The sequence below is a fragment of the Citrobacter sp. RHBSTW-00017 genome (assembly GCF_013797615.1).
In the GTDB taxonomy this organism is placed as follows: Bacteria; Pseudomonadota; Gammaproteobacteria; order Enterobacterales; family Enterobacteriaceae; genus Citrobacter; species Citrobacter braakii.
Window position 1 is genome coordinate 1,288,294 of record NZ_CP056899.1, and the last position, 21,046, is coordinate 1,309,339.

17 protein-coding genes and 3 pseudogenes are annotated in these 21,046 nt (G+C 47.9%); 11 read left to right on the forward strand and 9 right to left on the reverse strand.

Annotation, left to right across the window (positions count from 1 at the left end):
* Positions 1–30 precede the first annotated feature (30 nt).
* A pseudogene (locus HV037_RS06300) lies at positions 31–453 on the reverse strand (MFS transporter); the annotation flags it as partial.
* A 6-nt stretch (positions 454–459) separates the two neighbouring features.
* A protein-coding gene (locus tag HV037_RS06305; protein WP_223274117.1) for an IS1 family transposase occupies positions 460–1,157 on the reverse strand; the annotation gives its coding sequence in 2 pieces (ribosomal slippage) (positions 460–908 and positions 908–1,157; 699 coding nt in all).
* 55 nt (positions 1,158–1,212) lie between these two features.
* Here HV037_RS06305 and HV037_RS06310 point away from each other — a divergent pair.
* From HV037_RS06310 to HV037_RS06360, 11 genes and pseudogenes are all read left to right on the forward strand, one after another.
* Positions 1,213–1,512, forward strand: a pseudogene (locus HV037_RS06310) (sugar transferase); the annotation flags it as partial.
* A complete protein-coding gene (locus tag HV037_RS06315; RefSeq protein WP_046274862.1) occupies positions 1,502–2,788 on the forward strand; it encodes an outer membrane beta-barrel protein in 1,287 nt (428 codons plus the stop codon). The pseudogene HV037_RS06310 and the gene HV037_RS06315, both read left to right, overlap by 11 nt.
* Position 2,789: 1 nt before the next feature.
* Positions 2,790–3,347 carry a polysaccharide biosynthesis/export family protein gene (locus HV037_RS06320; protein WP_016154118.1) on the forward strand — a complete coding sequence of 186 codons (558 nt, stop codon included), beginning with the start codon at positions 2,790–2,792 and terminating at the stop codon, positions 3,345–3,347.
* A gap of 2 nt (positions 3,348–3,349) precedes the next feature.
* On the forward strand, positions 3,350–5,479 hold the full coding sequence (locus HV037_RS06325; protein ID WP_103284134.1) for a tyrosine-protein kinase domain-containing protein: 2,130 nt from the start codon (positions 3,350–3,352) through the stop codon (positions 5,477–5,479).
* The gene (locus HV037_RS06330) at positions 5,476–6,687 is read left to right on the forward strand and encodes a capsular biosynthesis protein (protein WP_103284133.1); all 1,212 of its coding nucleotides are present in this window, start codon (positions 5,476–5,478) and stop codon (positions 6,685–6,687) included. The genes HV037_RS06325 and HV037_RS06330 overlap by 4 nt, the downstream gene beginning before the upstream one ends.
* Complete coding sequence (locus HV037_RS06335) at positions 6,684–8,054, forward strand: capsular biosynthesis protein (protein WP_101701229.1); 1,371 nt, start codon at positions 6,684–6,686, stop codon at positions 8,052–8,054. The genes HV037_RS06330 and HV037_RS06335 overlap by 4 nt, the downstream gene beginning before the upstream one ends.
* A gap of 4 nt (positions 8,055–8,058) precedes the next feature.
* A complete protein-coding gene (locus tag HV037_RS06340) occupies positions 8,059–9,048 on the forward strand; it encodes a glycosyltransferase (protein WP_016154114.1) in 990 nt (329 codons plus the stop codon).
* A 14-nt stretch (positions 9,049–9,062) separates the two neighbouring features.
* A complete protein-coding gene (locus HV037_RS06345; RefSeq protein ID WP_103284132.1) occupies positions 9,063–10,274 on the forward strand; it encodes a glycosyltransferase family 4 protein in 1,212 nt (403 codons plus the stop codon).
* Between the two features lies 1 nt (position 10,275).
* Entirely contained in the window at positions 10,276–11,388 is a 1,113-nt protein-coding gene (locus HV037_RS06350; protein ID WP_016157268.1) for a glycosyltransferase family 4 protein, read from the forward strand.
* Positions 11,389–11,390: 2 nt separating this feature from the next.
* Complete coding sequence (locus HV037_RS06355) at positions 11,391–11,798, forward strand: hypothetical protein (protein WP_016154111.1); 408 nt, start codon at positions 11,391–11,393, stop codon at positions 11,796–11,798.
* 31 nt (positions 11,799–11,829) lie between these two features.
* Positions 11,830–13,223 (forward strand): annotated as a pseudogene (locus HV037_RS06360) (DUF4832 domain-containing protein).
* A 46-nt stretch (positions 13,224–13,269) separates the two neighbouring features.
* Here HV037_RS06360 and galE read toward each other — a convergent pair.
* The 7 genes from galE to HV037_RS06395 form a co-directional block, all read right to left on the reverse strand.
* Complete coding sequence (galE, locus tag HV037_RS06365; protein ID WP_016154109.1) at positions 13,270–14,286, reverse strand: UDP-glucose 4-epimerase GalE; 1,017 nt, start codon at positions 14,284–14,286, stop codon at positions 13,270–13,272.
* Positions 14,287–14,352: 66 nt separating this feature from the next.
* Complete coding sequence (locus tag HV037_RS06370) at positions 14,353–15,291, reverse strand: hypothetical protein (protein WP_016154108.1); 939 nt, start codon at positions 15,289–15,291, stop codon at positions 14,353–14,355.
* 208 nt (positions 15,292–15,499) lie between these two features.
* On the reverse strand, positions 15,500–16,135 hold the full coding sequence (locus HV037_RS06375) for a carbonic anhydrase (protein WP_016154107.1): 636 nt from the start codon (positions 16,133–16,135) through the stop codon (positions 15,500–15,502).
* 154 nt (positions 16,136–16,289) lie between these two features.
* Complete coding sequence (locus HV037_RS06380) at positions 16,290–17,462, reverse strand: PatB family C-S lyase (protein WP_103284130.1); 1,173 nt, start codon at positions 17,460–17,462, stop codon at positions 16,290–16,292.
* 124 nt (positions 17,463–17,586) lie between these two features.
* Positions 17,587–18,744, reverse strand: coding sequence for a Na+/H+ antiporter NhaC (gene nhaC / locus HV037_RS06385; protein WP_233896642.1), 1,158 nt, complete (start codon positions 18,742–18,744; stop codon positions 17,587–17,589).
* Positions 18,745–18,789: 45 nt separating this feature from the next.
* Positions 18,790–19,487, reverse strand: a protein-coding gene (locus HV037_RS06390) for an IS1 family transposase (RefSeq protein WP_223274117.1) whose coding sequence is annotated in 2 segments (ribosomal slippage) — positions 18,790–19,238 and positions 19,238–19,487 — 699 coding nt in all. Because the reading frame shifts where the segments join, the coding sequence is not laid out codon by codon here.
* Positions 19,488–19,652: 165 nt separating this feature from the next.
* Entirely contained in the window at positions 19,653–20,894 is a 1,242-nt protein-coding gene (locus HV037_RS06395) for an integrase (protein ID WP_181500203.1), read from the reverse strand.
* Between the last annotated feature and the right edge of the window lie 152 nt (positions 20,895–21,046).

Sequence of the window (21,046 nt, forward strand, 5' to 3'; positions counted from 1 at the left end):
CAATTACCTTAATGAGAGAGTCTTTAACGATCAGGAGTTTGCTTTTTTCAATGTGAGGTCCGTTTTGCGTTTGGAAATATCGTCCCGGAAGAAAATCAGGAAGAATACGCTGACCACTGCGGCAACGCCTGCTGAAACTAGCCAGAATGTTTCCCATTGTGGTAACGACTCTGGACCTTGTTCCGTCACGGTGTTATTAAAGATTTGCCCGCATACGGTAGAAGCAAATAGCAGACCAACGCCGTTGGAGACGATAAATCGTAAGCTTTGGGCTTGTGCTTTGATCTCTGGCGCGGCTTTACGGTCAACATAAATGTCGCCCACGGTAAAGAAAAAGTCCCAGCAGAATCCTTGTAACATCAGGCCGATCAGCACAAACATCATGTTGGCATCCAGCGAAGCATTAGCAAATAATAGTGTGCGGATAATCCAGCAAACGGCGCCGGTAATGACTCCAACTTACTGATAGTGTTTTATGTTCAGATAATGCCCGATGACTTTGTCATGCAGCTCCACCGATTTTGAGAACGACAGTGACTTCCTGCCCAGCCTTGCCAGATGCTGCCTCAGATTCAGGTTATGCCGCTCAATGCGCTGCGTATATCGCTTGCTGATAACGTGCAGTTCTCCCTTCAGGCGTGATTCATAAAGCGGCCAGCCATCCGTCATCCATACCACGACCTCAAAGGCCGACAGCAGGCCAAGAAGACGCTCCAGCGTGGCCAACGTGCGTTCACCGAATACGTGCGCCACAACCGTCCTCCGTATCCTGTCATACGCGTAAAACAACCAGCGCTGGCGTGATTTAGCGCCGACGTAACCCCACTGTTCGTCCATTTCCGCGCAAACAATGACGTCACTGCCCGGTTGTATGCGTGAGTTTACCGACTGCGGCCTGAGTTTTTTAAGTGTCGTAAAATCGTGTTGAGGCCAACGCCCATAATGCGTGCACTGGCGCGACATCCGACGCCATTCATGGCCATATCAATAATTTTCTGGTGTGTACCGGGCTGAGAGGCGGTGTAAGTGAACTGTAGCTGCCATGTTTTACGGCAGTGAGAGCAGAGATAGCGCTGATGTCCGGCAGTGCTTTTACCGTTACGCACCACGCCTTCAGTAGCTGAACAGGAGGGACAGCTGATAGAAACAGAAGCCACTGGAGCACCTCAAAAACACCATCATACACTAAATCAGTAAGTTGGCACCATTACCCAATTTATCAATGTATTGCAGGGAAGTATGTCGATTGTCGGTCCCAGACCTCATGCGGTTACGCATAATGAGCAGTACCGTAAACAGGTCGAAAATTACATGATCCGCCATAAAGTTAAGCCTGGGATCACCGGGCTTGCGCAGATCAACGGTTTCCGCGGGGAAATCGATGCGCTTTATAAGATGGAAAAAAGGGTTCAGTACGATATTGAGTACATTCAAAACTGGTCTTTATGGTTGGATATAAAAATTATTATTAAAACTATTTTTAAAGGATTTATCGGTAAGAATGCATACTAAATTACTCGTGATTACCGGAATCGTGATATCGCAGCCCGTATGGGCTGATTTAACACCGAAATCACACATTGGCTTTGCGGGGATCGACTTCCAGGGCAAGGTCGCTGTGGACTATGGTTATAATGATAACGTGTCTTATCAGCCACATAGCAGAGATGCTATCGGTTCCTCGTTTCAGAGCGCAGCGCCCGTTTTGAGTATGATCGGAGAGCGCGGTCAGGATAAGTATTTACTGATGTACTCCGGTGATTATCGTAACTACTCAAGCGATTCCGCTGATAACTATAACGATCATTTTTTCCGTTTTAACGGTGCCTGGCGCTATGGGCTCAAGCACGGCTTAACACTCAATCTGGAGGATACGCTTGGGCACGAATCCCGCGGTCGAGGGATCACTGAGGGGTTTCTACCGGGTCAATTCGAGCAGTATGGGATTAAATCTCCGCTGACGACGAATTTTATTAACAGTGAATTGCGCTATAGCTATGGCGCGCCGGATGGGCGCGGGAAAGCGGAACTGGCGTTGTTATACAAAAAACTGACGTTCGGCAATACGTCTGACGCCCAGGAGAGTAGTGAAGATTTCTACAATTACATTCAGGAACAGGAATGGCACGAAAATAGCCTGGTGGCAGAAATTTTTGACCAATACACATCCAGAACGCGTTTTCGCTATAGCTTTATTACTAACCAGCGTCACTATGATAACAACTCAGAAAAAGACACTAATGAGTATTATTTACTGTATGGCCTGAAGTCGCAGTTGACGGGAAAAACCAATGTCGACATGAATATTTCATGGTTGTACAAGACATTTGAAAACAACGCAAACTCGCATGATTTTAATGGTCTAAACTGGGATATAAAAGGGGAGTGGAAGCCGTTACAACAGTCTGTTTTCACGGTGCATTCAGCGCAAAGCATTAAAGACCCATCGGAAGTTGGGGGATATATTTTAGTCACCCAGTATGGTCTTTCTTACCAGCACTTCTGGTTAGGCAACCGTTTCTCTACCTTGCTGGATTACTCATACACTTCAGAAGACTATAAAAAACAGAATAAAGATCGGCATGATAAAGATGGGGTATTTAGCGTAACCATGAGCTATGACTACACACCGTCGGTCAATTTTGAGATTAAATATCAAATAGATACGTTGAATTCGAATAAGGATACTGATTCGTTTTATATCGGTCCCAACGACAATCAGGAAGTCATCAGAACGTTGGGTTATGATAATTCTATGATTATGCTTAAAGCTAAGGTTCAGATCTAAAATGAAAATAATAGAACTGTGCGCGGTTTTGCTATTCAGTATCCTGATGGTCGGATGCACAACGTCCAGCCCGAGGTTAATGGACGATCCTGCTACTGTTCAGCAGGATTACCGACTTGGGGCAGGGGATACTGTCAATATCGCTGTTCATGGTCAACCCGATATGACGATGCGGTTTATTTTGGATAAGAGTGGGGAGATTAATTTCCCGTTTGTTGGTGCTCTTATATTAAAAGATAAAACTGTTGAGCAAGTGACTAACGAATTAACTCAACGCCTGACTGGAGATTATTTTACTACTCCGATGGTGACGGTGAGTATTGCCGAGTTCCGTAAATACTATGTTTCTGGCGAGGTGAAAAGTCCGAATGGATTCGCTTATGAGCCAGGGCTTACCGTCGAGAAATCTATTGCGCAGGCGGGGGGATTTACAGATCGTGCTGACCGTCAAGATATCAACATTCGCCTGTCAGGTAGCAATCAGCTGCTTGAGAATGTTGATTTAACGCACTCTGTTCATCCTGGGGATGTCGTGATTATTGGCATGGGGTTCTTCTGACGATGAAACTATCAATAGTGGAAAACGGCAAAAAACGAGAAAGCACTGTTGAATTCTCCCGCTTTGCCAAAGCGCTGAAAAAGAACGCCTGGAAAATCGCGCTGGCCGGTATCGTTGCCGGGGTCGTGGCTTATCCGTTAATCAGCATGATGTCCTCAAAGTATGTATCAACGGCGACGGTGCTGATTAAGGCGCAGGCCGATAACGTTTCTCCGTTCCCACAGGTTGATGGTTTCGATTCAACGCGCAGTGGTTACTACGAAACGCAATATGCGTTGATGCATTCACGAATTGTGCTCGAGCAAGCCGTTCGCGATATGAAGCTGGATGAAAACCCGGCATTTACCGGGGAAAAAGCCGATGCTCAGGGCGCTGATAGCAATGAAAGTCGGCAACTGAGAATGGAGCTGGCGCTGAAAACGTTGTCGAAAAACCTGAATGTCATCGGTATTCGGACAACGAACCTCGCCTCTATTACCTATGAATCGACTTCGCCCCAGGTTGCGGCTGATATCGCCAACGGCGTCGCGCAGGCTTTCATCAACTATACGCTGGAGCAAAAGCGTCAGAAAGTAGAGAAAGCCCGCGAACTGAATTATGAAAAAATGGAAGAGATTCAGAAGTCGATAGCGAAGCAAAAAGAAGAGATGGAAAGCTATCTGAAAAATGCCGGGCTGTTGACCTTTCGCGGTATAGATGGTTTTGAAACCGAGCAGTTAAGTATCGTGACCAATCGTCTGGCCGATGCGACCCAACGTCGTGTTGCCGCTGAATCCGTTTATAACGAAGTGAATGGCGCAGGGAAGTCCGCCGAAAGCGTTATCTCGCTGCCTTCGGTCTCTAACCACGCTCAGATTCAGGATCTGCGCATTGCGCTGATTCAGGCGCAGCGTACGTTGTCTGAACTGCGCAAAGTTTATGGGCCAAAAAACCCCGCCATTTTAAAAGCAGAGGCCGATGTTCAGTCGATCCAAAGCCAAACCGGACGGGTGTTGGGTGAGCTGAAAGTCGGCTTACGTCAGCAATATCTGGCGGCGCTGGCGGATGAAAAGAACTATCAGCAACAGGTGGAACAGCAGAAAGAGATCTTCCAGAAAATGGCGTCAAAACGGGATGCCTGGAACGGCCAAAAACTGTCGTTAGATAAAATGGAAGACCTGTATAAATCGCTCTATCAGCGTACTCAGGAGCTGTCGCTGTCCGGCGTGAATGCCGATGCGGTGTTATACGATCCCGCTGTTCCTGCATTAAAACCGGCGAAGCCGAATAAATCACTGCTGTTGGTGATGGTGGTCATGCTGGTGGTCGTGTTCAGCATCATGTATTTCATTGTCAAAGCGGCGATGGATAACTCAATCGCTAGCCTGAGTCGCATGAAAAAGCGCCTCAACGTTACCCCGTTGGGCGAAATCCGTCGTTTTAGTGGAACCTCAGGGCGTGCGCAAGTGCGGGACATGATCCTGAAGAACCCGCTGAATGCCGATATTGTGCACGGTATCCGTACGCGGATTCTGCTGGATAATCGTCCATTACAGACGCTCGCCGTGGCATCGACGGAACACGGTGATGGGCGTTCTTTGTTGGCGAATCTGTTAGCGAACTCCTTTAGTTTTGACCAGAAAACGCTGCTTATTGATGCGGATTTCTTTAATACGGGCGGGCTTTCTTCTGAACTGGCATCAGCCACATCCGCAGGCCTGGCTGAGCTGCTGCGCGGAGAGACTCAGCTGGAACAGGCGCGGATCACGCTCAGTGATAATCTCGACTTTATTGCGCACGGCAAGAGCACCATCTCTTCTTTACTGATGTTGTCGTCGGAGCACGTTGAACCCTTAATGCGCGAACTGAAATCGCATTATCAGCGCATCATTATTGATGTTGCTGCTGTGAATCAGAGTCAGGATGTTCAACTGATCAAACGTGCCGTCGATGGGGTTGTTTTCATTGTGAAAGCCGGGGTGGGGTCGGCGGTACACATCGCCAGCGCACTGGATAAGATTGAGGAAAATAACGGCGTGGTGATTGGCGCGGTACTCAATGCGGTTGAAGAAAAAGATCTTGAAACCCAGGAGGGTCTGCGTTCACTTAACTTCAGTACCGATCAACTGATGACGACGCCAGGCCGGGTATGAGTCTACTGAAGAGCGCTTCCACGATAGCTGGTTCATCAGTCATCTCGCAGTTGATTGGTGCGCTGTCTATCTGGTTGATTTCGCACAAGTATGATATGGCTGAGGTGGGGCTTTACGCGCTCAATTACAGCATCGCCGTGGTGGGCGCGCAGGTGTGTACCTTTGCATCGCAGCTTTTAATTCCAAAACAGCACGACGACGAACTGGTACAGAACGTCGTATTTTGCCTGATCCAAAGCACGATCATTGCCTTACCGTACGCCGTACTGTCAGCGTGGCTGTTTCACCAGAACATCCTGTTCCTCTATTTGCTGACGCTGGCGACGGCGTGGGTTTTAATCTCGGAAAACCTGTCGCTGCGCACGGCCAATTTTCGTTTTCTGATTTTCCAGCGCATCTCTGTCTCTGTGGTGGTATTACTTTCGGTTCTGGTTACGCATCAGGTGCAACTGTTTTATTGGTCATGGGCCTGCGCGACGATGGTGCTGACCATAAGCTGTATTTTGCATTCGTTTGATATTCGTTCCGTGGCGGCCAGACATTTGCGACCTGCCAGTAACTGGCATTTTTTCAAACAAAATATCCATCACATTACCAAAGTCGGTAGTGCGGAAGTGCTGGCGATGGCCAGCAGCAATTTGCCGATTATGTTGATTAACTTTTGGTTCTCGGCGCTGACGGCAGGTTATTTTTCCGTGGTTAGCCGCTTTTGCCTGGCGCCGGTGGTGATCATCGGCAACGCAGTGCGCAATACTATTTTTTCCAAGTGGTCTATCGACTTCAGAAATAATACCTTTAATTTTCATGAATATACCAGGGTACGGATGCTACTGTTGGTTCTGGGGGTTATCTGTACTCTCGGGGTGTTTATTTTCTATCCAATAGTGATGCGTCTGGGCTTTAGCGAAGACTGGATTAACTCCATTGAAACGTCGCGCTACATGTTGCCCTATTTATTCCCGGCGCTGGCGATAAGCCCTCTGACGGTGATTGAGCTTATTTTTGGTTCCCACCGCTATTTTCTGCGTATCCAACTGGAACAGCTGGCGATTGTGTTATTCGCATTTGTCGTCATTCCCTATTTTCATAAAGATTATGCCACGTCGGTTATCCTGTTTTCTTCACTGACATTTATTCGCTACGCCTTCATTTATCTGAAAATGAATAAGCGAGCCAATCTTCTGAAAGATAAGCCGGTGATACTATGACGCTGAATACCGGATACTATTTACAGGTTTTTAGCTTTATCACGCTGATCCTGTGTGGCCTGGTGCAATACTTTACCGGCATACAGTCGGTGCTGTGGATCCCCTTTTTCCTGACCCTGTTGATGGTGGGATTATTGGTGATGCAGACGCGTGATGGCTCGCTGCAGCTGGATGCGCAGGAGACGATTGTCCTGGCGTTGTATTTTTCGTTCCTGATACTGGCCGGAACATCGACGCTGATTCAGGGCGGGATCACCGTCGCGATTGTGGCATTTAAAAATGAAATCGCATTGTCACTGGTGATGATCTGTTTGCTGCTGGGATTTTGCCGGGAGTCGCAGATTTACCGTGCAACGCGCTATCTGTACTGGGTGTTTTACGCGCAAATCCCGGTAATGATTTATCAGGTTTTACTGGTCGTTCCCCAGCGCGTTGCGGTGCGTGGCGAAGATGAGAAATGGGACTCCGTGGTTGGCACGTTTGGCGGTGACCCCATGGGGGGCGGTAACACTGCTGCGATGGGCCTGTTTTGCCTGTTGATTATGTTGTTAAAAGTCTCTGAGTATAAGCACGGGTTGACCACGTTCAAGTCCATGGCGTTGCACATTGTTCTTGGGATCGGGCTATGTATTATTGGTGAAGTGAAGTTCGTTATTCTGCTGTCACCTCTGTTCCTCGCGTGGGTGTGGATCTCACCGAGCTACGTCAAAGACGTCAGTAAGGTTAATCTGAAAACGCTGTTGGTTATTGTGGCGGGCATGCTGCTGCTTATTAGCCTGTCGATAGTGATCCTCGCGTACTATTATTCTTCCGCGTTTGGCGGCGATCCGTCGAAAAGCTCGTTAAGCATTTTCATCGACTCCTTAAGCTATATCTTTGACCCGAACTACATCATGTCTACCGGGGAGTTAGGGCGCTTTACGACGTTCCTGTTCTGGTTGAAAAATAACGATCTGTGGGGGCTTTCAGGAACGTTATTTGGTTACGGGCTCAACGCCACAAACAGCGGGAGTACGGTGTCGCCGGGCTTTTTGAATATCATTTATAACTTAATTCTCGACTCGACTTCCCTGAGTATGCTGCTGTGGGAAGTCGGGGTGATCGGCACGTTACTTTTTATTAGCTTATTCATTTATATCCTGAAAGTTTGTCAGCCAAAGCCATTACTGACGCTTGAACAACTGGACCAGCAGGATCTTCAGTTGCTGAGCTTTGCACCGGCGTTTAACGCTTTTGCTATCAGTTGCTTAATTAGCTTACCTTACAGCCAGATACTGATGATTACACCGATGTTACAATTCCTGTTCTATTTATCACTAGGATCAAGTTTAGTGATTCGTCGAACCGTCCTTCGCTGTGTAGGGTAATTGTATGGACCAAAAACCGTTTATTTCAGTGAGTATTAAAACACTCAATGAATCTGAATGTATTGAGAAAACGATAGACAGTATCCGCAGGCAGCTTGTTGATTATCCACATAAAATTATAGTGGCAGATAGCCTGTCAACGGATAACACCCAACAGCTTGCGATCGATAAAGGGGTGACCGTGGTCTCTTTAACTGACCCAGGCGATCGCTGCTGCGGCGTCGGGCATCAGTTAGGTTATCTGTATAGTGAAGGGGAATATCTGTTGCTGATGGACGGCGACATGGAGCTGGAAGAGGGCTTTGTGGATCAGGCTGTCGCTTTTTTGCAGGCTGAGCCGGAATATGCAGGTGTCGCGGGAACCGTTGAAATGGACGATGCCGTTAACTATGAATTTAAATCGCGTAAGCAGCGTATTAGTAAAATCTATCCGCTTGGAGATAGCGACCATTTAGGCGGTGGTGGGTTATATCGCCGCTCTGCGATTGAGAAAATTGGTTATCTCACCAACCGTAATTTGCACGCTTATGAAGAAGCCGAACTTGGCCTGCGTTTGCTTGATGCGGGTTATAAACTACGCCGTCTGAATATTCCGTATTTTATTCATACTTCGCATACCATGCCGACCTTTCAGATGCTGAAGCACCGCTGGAAAAGTGGATACTATCAGGCACCGGGCGAGCTTTTACGTTGTGCGTGGGGAAAACCTTATTTCGGCAAAGCGTTAAAAATGGTTAAGAACGAGGCGATTTTTTCTGTGTATCTGATTGCCTTGTTTATTGCGGCGGTGACCTTCAATCTCGAACTTTTCGATATTGCATTTCTACCCTTGCTTGCATTTATTATCTTGAAAACCGTGCAGAATCGATCGTTATTGAACGGATTGCAGAGCGTAATGAACCTGGCCGTGCTTTCTGCGGGACTTGTTAAAGGGTTGACTAAACCAGTACGCGATCCGTTGACTCCGCCTGACAGTAAAATCATTCATGAATAACTAAGGCTGGCGCAATGAAAGTTTTATTAGTGAATAAGTTTTTTTTCATTAAAGGCGGCGCGGAAACCGTTTATTTTCAAGAGCGCGAGATGCTGAAACAGGCCGGAGTGCAGGTTATTGATTTCTCGATGCAGCATGAGAACAATTTCCCTTCGGACTATGCGGATTATTTCGTCAGCAATGTGGACTACCACCAAGAGAGCAATCTGCTGGGCGGGCTCAAAACGGCGGTTAACTTTATTCATAATTCGCAGGCCTGCAAAAAGATGCTGGCGCTACTACAAAAAGAGCGTCCGGATATCGTCCACTTCCATAACATTTACCATCAGTTAACGCCGGCGTTGATTAAAGTGGCCCGCAATTTTGGCTGCAAAACGGTGCTGACCGCGCATGACTATAAAATCGTCTGTCCTGCCTATTCCATGCTGCGCGACGGTAAAGTGTGTGATTCCTGTATTACCGGGACGGTTTTCAATGCCTTCAGGTATCGTTGCCAGGAAGGCTCTGCTTCAAAAAGCCTCCTGCTCTCTTTAGAGGCGACCTGGCAGTATATTGCGCAAAATTACCAGGCGCTGGATGTGATCGTTTCGCCGAGCGTCTTTTTACGTGGCGTATTGTTGCGTACGCTGCCGAATTCGCGCATTGATGTCATCGTCAATGGCGTTGATGACAGCCGTCATCTGGGTGAGGTAAGCGATGCGGGCTATATGCTGTACTTCGGTCGCCTGAGCCGTGAAAAGGGCGTGGCAACGTTATTGGCGGCGCATGAGAAAATGCAGAACAAAGCGCCGCTGAAAATTGTAGGGCACGGTCCACTGCACGATGAATTAGTCGCCCAATACCCGGACGTTGAGTTTTTAGGTTATGTGCAACAAGGGGAAGCTCTCGATAACCTTATTAAGCATGCGCGGGCAGTGATCCTTCCTTCAGAATGCTATGAAAACTGTTCTATGGCGATATTAGAGGCGATGTCCTTAGGCAAGCCGGTGATCGGATCGCGCATCGGCGGCATCCCGGAACAAATTCGTGACGGTATCGAAGGGATTTTATTCGAACCTGGCAATGCGCAGGAGTTAGCAAATGCGATGGATGCACTGGCCGACTTGCCAGAGAAGGCGCGGGTCATGGGCTTACAGGGTCGTGCGCGATTGAGTGAAAAATATGCGCTGAGTAAACATATGGATACTCTACTGGCGCTCTATAAAGAACTGCTGAGCAGGCCATAGTATGAGTAAAAAAATAACGGTTTTTGGTACGCGTGGTATTCCTGATGTATTGGGCGGGGTGGAGACACACTGTCAGAATCTATATCCTGCCATTAAGCAGCAGTTGGACGTTGATATTTGCGTGATTGCACGCTCGCCGTATGTAAATTACAAACGATCGTTATATAAGAAAGTTGAAACCTACGCGCTGTGGGCACCCAAAAAGCGCTCGCTGGAAGCGATTGTCCATTCCGTTTTAGCGGCATTTAGGACAAGTATCGACCATTCAGATATTGTGCATGTCCATGCTATCGGACCCGGGCTTGTGATCCCATTATTACGCATGTTAGGGAAGAAGGTGGTGTTCACCCACCATGGACCTGATTACGATCGTCAAAAATGGGGATTCGTTGCTAAAAAAATATTGCTGCTGGGTGAGCGTTGGGCTGTGAGATATGCCAACGAAGTGATTGTGATTTCTGAGGTTATTAATCAACTGATCCAGAAAAAACACGCTCGCTATGATGCGCATTTAATTCACAATGGCGTCAACGAGCCGCGGTCGTTATCTGCGCTGACCATCGACAATACGCTCTCCCGCTTTGGGCTGCAGCCGAAAAACTACCTCGTGGTGGTTGGGCGATTTGTGGAAGAAAAAGGGATGCATGATGCCATCGCCGCCTATCAGCGCAGCGGTTTAACTATGCCGTTAGTGTTAATTGGCGATGCGGATCATCCGACCGAATACAGCATTCGCCTCAAAAAGCTTGCCGCGGACACCCCTGGCGTTGTGATGACGGGGTTCTTGCGTGGTGATGAGCTTCAGGCGGTGTTTTCGCAGGCACAGCTGTTTGTGATGCCTTCATACCATGAAGGATTGCCCATTGCGCTGCTGGAAGCGATGTCATTTTCTCTTCCTGCCGTCGTCAGTGATATTCCGGCTAACCTCGAAGTTCAACTGCCGTCCGAGGCCTATTTTAAGGTGGGGGATGTGACCAGCCTGGCCGAAAAATTAACCGAGTGGGCGGCAACCAATAGCGTGGACTATCGTGTATATTTGCAAAACTATAACTGGCATGAAATCGCCAAAAAGACGATTAACGTCTATCACTCAATTGATAAAGATATAGGTTAATTTTGACCAGTCCTCAAAATCGTCCTCCCGTCATCGAACGATTTTATGCTCATCTTGACGAGCCGATTGCGCAAGGGTTGACCCCTGAACAAAAAGAAGGGGTGGAAAAAGCGATCCTGGCCTCGACTCTGACTTCGCGGCATCAGATCGATATTCGCCGAAGCTTTCCCTTTTTCAGTAAACGCTATTATCTGGTTTTTTTGTTTGGCAGAGATTTGCGTCGGCAGCATCGTCAGGAATCGACCCTGTCGAGAATATTGCTCACTTTTTTGCTGCTGATAGCCGTGTTGTTCGTTACCTGCTGCGTATTGCTGACGCTGTATATGATCAAATCAGCATTAGGTATTGATGTGTTCCAAAATTTTCATGTGGGTATATGGGACTGGTGGTTAAGTCTGAAAAACCGCTAGCGTAAACAAACCTGTGGAGGGCGTCACTGCGATGAAGTGTAAATGGGTTTCTGCGCTGTTGTTGATGTCCTTTCCGTTGGCGGTTATGTCCGCATTAACGACCGTAACCCCCAAAGCATTAACGGGCCCGCTAACCAATCCGGGGATTGGCGTGGCAAGTTTTCATCAGGGGTACGGTGAAACGCTGGGTCTGGCGGATTATCCCAATACCGGATTTGAATACGAGCGATTTTACTGGCGAGAGCTGGAGCCTGTTGAAGGTCAGTATAATTTTGCGCTGGTGGATGATGCCTTCAAATACGCGGTAGCGCATCGTCCCGCGATGAATGTCGGGCTGCGCTTTATGGTGCTTGCCGATCCGGGGGATGGCACCAAAATTCCCGATTGGCTGATTAAAAAAGGCGTGAAAGGCAGCTGGACGCCCGATAATAAAACATTTATTCCGGATTTAAGCGACCCGCTGTTTATTGAGTACAGCCAGCGTCTGCTGAACGCATTCGGAAAACGCTACGACGGTAATGCGAATCTCGCTTTTGTGGATATCGGCATGGTGGGGGGGCCTGGGGTGAATGGCATAACAGCAATTTCCCTGATCTGAAACCACTGTTGGAGCAGTACACCACCGCGCAGTTAGACCGCTACGTCGCAATGCACTTTTCTGCCTTCCCTTCGACGCCGAAAATAATGTTGATGAGCGGTGGGCAAAGCCTGGCGAATGCGGTGGCGCGAGGGGCTGGATGGCGGGCGGATTGCTGGGGTGACCTGCGCGTATTTTCGGACTACTGGAGCCATATGGCCGATGATTACCCGCAGCGATTACTGGCAGCACAGCAGAGCTATTCGGGGTTTAACGATGCCTGGAAACGTGCGCCGGTCAGTCTGGAAATCTGTTCATATATGCAGGACTGGAAGAATACCTTCCACTATACGCGTGCTGAAGTGCAGGGCATTTTTGACTGGGCGGTCAAGCAGCACGCCAGCACGATCAACCTGAAATCGAGAGCGATACCCAGCGATTATCGACCGATTGTTGATGATGCGCTGACCAAACTGGGCTATCGGTTTCGCTTAGCGTCTCTGAGCCATGAGTCCGTGTGGGACGGCGGACAAACGTTGAGGTTGAACAGTACCTGGTATAACGAAGGTATCGCACCGATTTATCTGCCCTACACGCTGGCATTTCGTGTGATGGATAGCGCCAATAATGTAGTGGCGCAGGGGAATGCGGCGGATGATATACGACGTTGGCTCCCGGGCGTTTATCAGGTTAGCTACGCATTGCCCATGCCGGGTCGACTGGCGAAAGGGCAATACGCCATTGAGGTTTCGATGCTGGATAAATCCGGGGCGGCAAGAATTAACTTTGCCAACGAAGGAAAGCAGAGCAGCGGCTGGTATCGCGTATCAACGATAACGGCACGCTAGCCCGTCACGGCAACGAGCCTGAGGCTCAGGCTCGTTGCCGGGTACATCAGATGTTATAACCATTCGGGTTGTTTTTTTGCCAGTTCCAGGTGTCACGCATCATTTCATCAAGGTTGTAGATGGCCTTCCAGCCTAACTCTTTGTATGCCAGTGACGGGTCAGACCAACATTCGGCAATGTCGCCGGGCCTTCTGTCGACAAACTGATAGCTTATTTTTTTCTGTGCCGCTTTTTCAAACGCCTCAATCAGATTAATCACAGAATAACCGACCCCGGTACCGAGATTAATCACCTTGTAGGCTGCGCCTTTGTTCTGGCTATCCAGCGCGGCTAAATGGCCGGTCGCCAAATCCATGACGTGGATATAATCACGAACGCCGGTGCCGTCGGGGGTTGGATAGTCATTACCGTACACCGACACGGTTTTCAGCTTACCAATCGCAACCTGGGAGATGTACGGCACCAGGTTATTGGGGATACCGTTGGGATCCTCACCAATTCGACCCGATGGATGGGCGCCTACCGGGTTGAAATAGCGCAGGCAGGTAATGCGGAAATCGGGCTGCGCACGGGAGAAATCGGCCAGAATCTGTTCGACCATTAATTTAGAGGTACCGTACGGATTGGTGGTACCCCCCGTACGCGATTGCTCGCTCAGCGGCACGCTTTCCGGATTACCGTATACCGTAGCAGATGAGCTAAAAATGAATCGATTAACGCCTGCGGCCAGCATCTCATCCAGTAAAACCAGCGTTCCAGTGACGTTGTTTTCGTAGTAAGCAAGGGGTTCTTTTATCGACTCGGAAACCGATTTGAGGCCCGCAAAATGAATGACATCAGTGATGTTATGGTTGGCGAAAATGTTTTTTAATGCCTGCCTGTCGAGAACATCAGCGATATAGACAATGGGTTCCCTTCCTGTGAGTTCCGCGACCCTGTCCAGCGAGATTCGGCTGGCGTTCGCCAGATTATCGATGACAACGACATCATCGCCTCTTTCCAGTAGCGTTAAAACAGTATGTGAACCAATATAACCTGCACCACCAGTGACAAGAATAGCCATACAGACTCCAGAAAAATGCTAAAAACCCGAGCGATTTTCCAGCAATGCACCCAAGGATCCAGTGGATCAGTTATTTTGCCGGGAAAGATATACGTTTCTATATTTTATCATACACTTATATGATATTTTTTTAAAGATTGCCAACAGACTGAACTTATTTATTTTTGTATCATAGGCAATATAATTACTTGAGAAGTTTAGCGTGTGAACGCCGTCACTGTGGTTGATCGACGAATTGATTTGTTCGATCAGATTCTCATCAAAATTAGCGTCATTCAGTGTGACTAATTCTTTGATGTAGATAGATTTTCCATACGTTTCAGGTGTGCATTCCTGGGTTAAGAAATACATTTTGTTATCGACAAGATAAGGCGCACCCGCTCCCCGATGATGATGATTGCTCACCTTTAATGCAGGAGTAATTCTCTGCCACTGTCCGTGAAGATGCTCTGCCGAATGAATAATTATTTTATTATCCATGGTGGTCGACATAAGATAGCAGGTCTCATTCATTGAAAGAAAAATGTTATCTGTCACTTCGGTGTCAGAGATTAGAACTTTAATTTTCTTCCAGCGCGTAGGAAACTCTACTGACTGAAACAGTATCACTTCTTTTCTTTCTGATGATTCAGGAATCATGAAGAGCTGATCGTTAATATTAATCAGGAAAGGAAATGACAAATGACACATCAGGTCGTCAAAACCTTCAAGTTTCACGTCATCAATTTCAACCAGTTCACGATCAAGAATACGGCATCGGAGCGTGCCTTTCGAGTTGCGAAAGCTAAAAGCTTCATAAAAAACAAACAGTTTATCATCTTTTTCAATAAGAAAAGGATCGGCCTGAAACGTATATTTCTTTTTTAACTGCTGTGCAGCGGATTTACTTAATATATCCAGTGTATTATTTGGGAATAAGTGTGTACCATGATCCTTAATAATCATGATATCCCACGACTCATGATAGAATAACATATTTATTATTCTTTTTATTTTTGCTTGCATTCGTACCCGCTCCTTTTTATCGCCTGCATCATGTATGAACAGCTATTTGCGGCTCAGTTCATGAGACCTGTCGCAACGTTGTATAAATGTGCGAAAACTGATGTGAGAACACCAGTGGCTATTTTAAAACTAGCCGCAAGCATGTTTTTTGTCTATAGCACAAAAGTAGGTAAAAGCTCTCCAGAGCATCCTTGCTCCAGGGGAAAATTTACTCGAAATGCACCTGCGGGTTATCTGCAAGGGAAACGTAGGTTTTGCTGTTTTTATCAAGGGTACGGATTTCACCGCTTTCGATGTCATATACCCAGCCGTGCAGACGAAGCGCATTATTTCGCAGCCCAACCGCGACGCAAGGATGCGTTTTAATATTATTGAGCTGTGCGATAACGTTTTCTTCCACCATGGCGTTAACTTTATCGATTGGGTTATCCCAGGTTTTCTTCTCAACCACGGCTTTCGCGGCATCGGCATAGTGCAACCAGTGAGCCACAGCGGGCATCGGATCCAGAGGCTGGCTATCGGCAATGGCTTTCATCGCGCCGCAGTTGGAGTGTCCGCAGATGACGATATCCGTCACGCCAAGTGCGACAACCGCGTATTCAATCGTAGCAGATACGCCACCGGGTTCCGGTCCAAAAGACGGAACGATATTACCGGCGTTGCGGATAACGAAAAGCTGTCCGGGCTCTTGCTGAGTAACGAGTTCTGGCACCAGGCGGCTATCGGAACAGGAGATGAAAAGCGCTTTGGGATTCTGGCTGGATGCCAGGCTGCGAAAGAGTTCCTTACGTTGAGGGAAAATCTCTTTTTGGAAGTTGAGGAAGCCCTCAATGATATGTTGCATAGCAGTGTCTCTTTTCTCTGTTTAAGCAGGTTATGATGAAGATCACACTTTCCAGTTTAACACCAGCCGACAGAACGGAAAAACTTTATAGCAGTTCTGCAACATCTTTGTATAGTTTTGCCCCACCGTGGCGGGGCAAAGAGTGTGATGCGCGCTATGCGTTCTGTCGTTTTTGGTACGCCGCTTTCAGTCGGTTCATCGCTTCTACCAGTACCGAGCGCGGGCACCCAACGTTGAGTCTCATGTGACCCTCTCCGCCGGGGCCATATTGCGCGCCTGGTGACAGACCCAGTTTTGCTTCCTTCACAAAAAATGCGCTTAGCTGTTCATCGCTAAGATTCATTTTTTCCGCGTTCAGAAACAGAAGATACGATGCGCCGCCATACACAATGGAGATTAAGGGACAGTGCTTTTCAATTTCACTTTTAACAAACGCCACATTGTCGGCCAGGTAGGCTAATAATTTTTGGTGCCAGTCGCCACAATGGGTAAAGGCGCTGTAAATGGCCGCCTGCTGTAATGAATGTGTCTCGGCAAGGTAGCAGTTATCCAGGAAACCATAGAACTGATGGCGTAATTCATCATTTTTAATAATGGCAATTCCGCCCTGGATCGCCGCCGTGTTGAAGGTTTTACTGATTGAGGTCAGCACGATTGACTGGCTCCCTGTCGCTTCGTCTAAAGTAAAAAACGGCAGATGGCGCTTGCCTGGCAGGGTTAAATCACTATGCACTTCATCTGAGAGAATAATGACGCCAGCTTGCTGACAATAGTGACTTACTTTTTCCAGCGTTTCCCGCGACCACACCATACCGCCCGGATTATGCGGCGAAGGGAAAAGAAACATTTTGCACTGCTTGAGTTTTTCGCTGAAATCATGCCAGTCAAATTCGTAATGACCATCTTTCTCAATGAGGCGCGTTTGAATCAAATTCCTGCCGCTGGTGTTTACCAGATTAGGGTAGGGGTCATATATTGGCGTACAGGTTAAAACATTATCACCTGGTCGGGTAAACACCATCAGAGAGAGCACGATAGTTTTTATGACGCCGGGAATAAAATGCAACCAGTGTGGCTTTATGTCGACATCATACTGTTGCGCATACCAATGAATAACGGACTCTTTCCATTGCGGATAATCCAGGTTGTAGCCTTGTACTGGCTGCGATACCACCGAACGCAGTGTGCTCATGATTGGCTCTGGCGTCACAAAATCCATATCTGCAATCCACAGCGGTAATACATCGGTGGTGCCGTACATCTGTTGTAATTGACCGTATTTACGGCAATTAACATCCCTTATGACAATATCATCAAACAAAGACATTGCTGACTCCTGGACAGTCTCTGAAAAATAGTTTAAGCAACGCAACAGTGAAGAATATTTCTGTATATCTAATCGATATATTAAATTTACCCTGGTGGTAGCCAATATTTAGCTATTTATTAGCCTATGATTTTTGCTCAACCATATGCTCTGTAGCTTCATTTGGTTCATATTTGGCAATACCAATACCGGTGGCAGCCCACAGCAGGGCAAAGATGATGCCGCTGTAGCAGAGGATTGCCCATGGCAAATAATCAAGCGTCGCCACGCCCAGCATCGTGGCGCAATAAACGCCCGAGGCAGACCAGGGGATAATCGGTTCGACAACGGTTCCGGCATCTTCGGTAGTACGTGAGAGGTTCTTTGTCGCAAGCCCTCGTTTTTTATATTCTTCTTTAAAGGCATCGCCGCACAGCAGCAGTGGCAAGGTTCCATTTGCCGTACAGGCACAGATGGTGAACGTCGTCACAATCGTGGTGGCCACCAGGCGGAATGTGGATTTAACGCCTTTCGTGAGCGCGTTTATCACGGTGTGCAAAGAGCCTGTCGCACTCATTGCGCCGGCAAAGCTGAAGGCACTGAAGACGGTGACGAAGCTGCTAAACATTGAAATGGCGCCGCCTCGTTCCAGTAAGCGGGAAACATCTGATGACAGTGTTGGCAGGTTATCTCCGGTGAGCATCGCGAGCTTAAAGCCGCTAACCACGGATTCGCCAACCGATGATGCGGTAAATTGCTGAAAGGCTAATGCCAGAATCATCGAGACTATTGTGGATAAAAAGAGCATCGGGATTGGCGGTCTTTTTGACAATGAGCCATACAAAACGATGATCGGTGGCAACAATAGCAGAATGTTAAAGTGATAAATCTGGCCGATAGCGTTCATCAAGTTGGTGATATTGGCTGGCGCGCTGGATGAGGCATCAATGCCCATGCCCATATAGCTGTATACGACGCAGCAGATAATAAATCCCGGGCCGGTGGTCCACAGCAGATGGCCGATATGCGAGTACAGGTTTACACCGGCAGCCAGCGCCGCCATGTTGGTTGAGTCAGAAACCGGAGAAAGCTTATCACCAAACCAGCAGCCGGAGACAATAGCGCCAGCAGCAATGGGCAGCGAAACATTCAGACCAATCGCTACGCCAATCATGGCGATCCCGACGGTTCCGATGGATCCCCAGGAGGTGCCGGTACAGACTGAGATCAGCGCTCCCAGCATAAATGCTGAAATATAGAAATACTGCGGGTTAATCCACTTCAGACCATAATAAATCATCATTGGAATAGTGCCTGACACCATCCATGCGCCGGTAATGACTCCAACTTACTGATAGTGTTTTATGTTCAGATAATGCCCGATGACTTTGTCATGCAGCTCCACCGATTTTGAGAACGACAGTGACTTCCTGCCCAGCCTTGCCAGATGCTGCCTCAGATTCAGGTTATGCCGCTCAATGCGCTGCGTATATCGCTTGCTGATAACGTGCAGTTCTCCCTTCAGGCGTGATTCATAAAGCGGCCAGCCATCCGTCATCCATACCACGACCTCAAAGGCCGACAGCAGGCCAAGAAGACGCTCCAGCGTGGCCAACGTGCGTTCACCGAATACGTGCGCCACAACCGTCCTCCGTATCCTGTCATACGCGTAAAACAACCAGCGCTGGCGTGATTTAGCGCCGACGTAACCCCACTGTTCGTCCATTTCCGCGCAAACAATGACGTCACTGCCCGGTTGTATGCGTGAGTTTACCGACTGCGGCCTGAGTTTTTTAAGTGTCGTAAAATCGTGTTGAGGCCAACGCCCATAATGCGTGCACTGGCGCGACATCCGACGCCATTCATGGCCATATCAATAATTTTCTGGTGTGTACCGGGCTGAGAGGCGGTGTAAGTGAACTGTAGCTGCCATGTTTTACGGCAGTGAGAGCAGAGATAGCGCTGATGTCCGGCAGTGCTTTTACCGTTACGCACCACGCCTTCAGTAGCTGAACAGGAGGGACAGCTGATAGAAACAGAAGCCACTGGAGCACCTCAAAAACACCATCATACACTAAATCAGTAAGTTGGCACCATTACCCAAATTGGCTTTAGATAATACGGTTACTAGAAAAAAGAAAACCAAAGGGTAAAATTCCGTACTACCTATAGGCGAGTTATCAGCACCCATAATGGGTGCTGATAAAGGATTCATCCTACAAGACGTATTCCCCTAACCCTACTATTCACAATGCTGCCGCTATCTGCTGCTTTAACAAAATCAGCCCACCACTGCATCATCGGTCGTCGTTGCTCAAGATAGTCACTTCGATTGTAAGCGCGACGAACCTCATTCTTATCCACATGAGCAAGTGCAGCCTCAATAACATCAGGCGGAAATCCTTCCTCATTGAGCGCCGTACTAGCGATAGAACGTAAACCATGTGATACGAGAACGCCTCCTAAGCCAGCACGCTTAAGGGCTGCATTAACTGTTTGGCTGTTCATTGGCTGGGTCGGATTAATGCGACTGGGAAAAATAAATTCTCGGCCACCACTAAGTGACTTCATCATTTCTAGTACAGAGAGAGCCTCATCGGATAGTGGAACCGTATGGTCTCGGTTCATCTTCATTCGGGCTGCAGGAATTTTCCATTCGTTAGCATCAAAATCGATTTCATCCCATCGAGCCTCAGCAGCTTCGGCAGGACGGGTGATGGTGAGAAGTTGCCACATGAATAGACATCTTGTGGACAAGCTGATACTTGCCGTACGCATAGTCTGCATTAGCTGTGGAAGTTGATCCGGGCGTATGCTTGGCATGTTTTTCTTTTGCGGTTTCTCAAACGCTTTTCCGATATTTACACTGGGAACTGCATCAATCAAGCCTGTGTTCTGCGCATAAATCATGACCTCGTTAATACGCTGACAAAGGCGTCGGACTGTCTCTAATGCACCTCTGGCCTGAACCGGCTGCACTGCTTTAACCAGAGTATGAGCCTTAATCTCAGTGACACTGATATCACCGATTGCTGGGAAAACATCTCTCTCAAGCGAGCGCCAGATATCCTCGGCATAGTCCTCTGTTACGCTGGTTTTCTTCACATTCCACCAACGCTCGGCAACTAACAGGAAAGTGTTGGTTTTAGCCTCTTGAGAATTTCTTACCTGTTCTTTCTGATGATCCTGAGGATCAATGTTTTTCGCCAACAAAACTCGAGATTCAGCTCTGAGTTTACGCGCATCAGAAAGGGAGACTGCAGGGTAGGCACCGAAGCTCTGTTTGGTTCGCTGTTTTGTCAGCGGTCGATAGTAACGGAACTGCCAGAGCTTACTACCACTAGACTTGATTAATAGAGTAAGCCCGTCCCCATCATACAGCTGGTAATCGGCATCTTTAGGTTTGGCGGCTTTGATTTCCGTATCGGTTAACGGCTTGGTTTTTCTTGCCATGGGGAATCTCCATGCGTTTAGGCCCAACGAAAACAATATAGCTTTTCGTTGGGCCTATCAATGGGCCTAAAAGGTTCGGATTTAATTAGTTCTCTTCGGACTTCGCGGGACAAATAGAGGGCACAAAAAAGCCCGCAGGGCTTGCGCCGTGC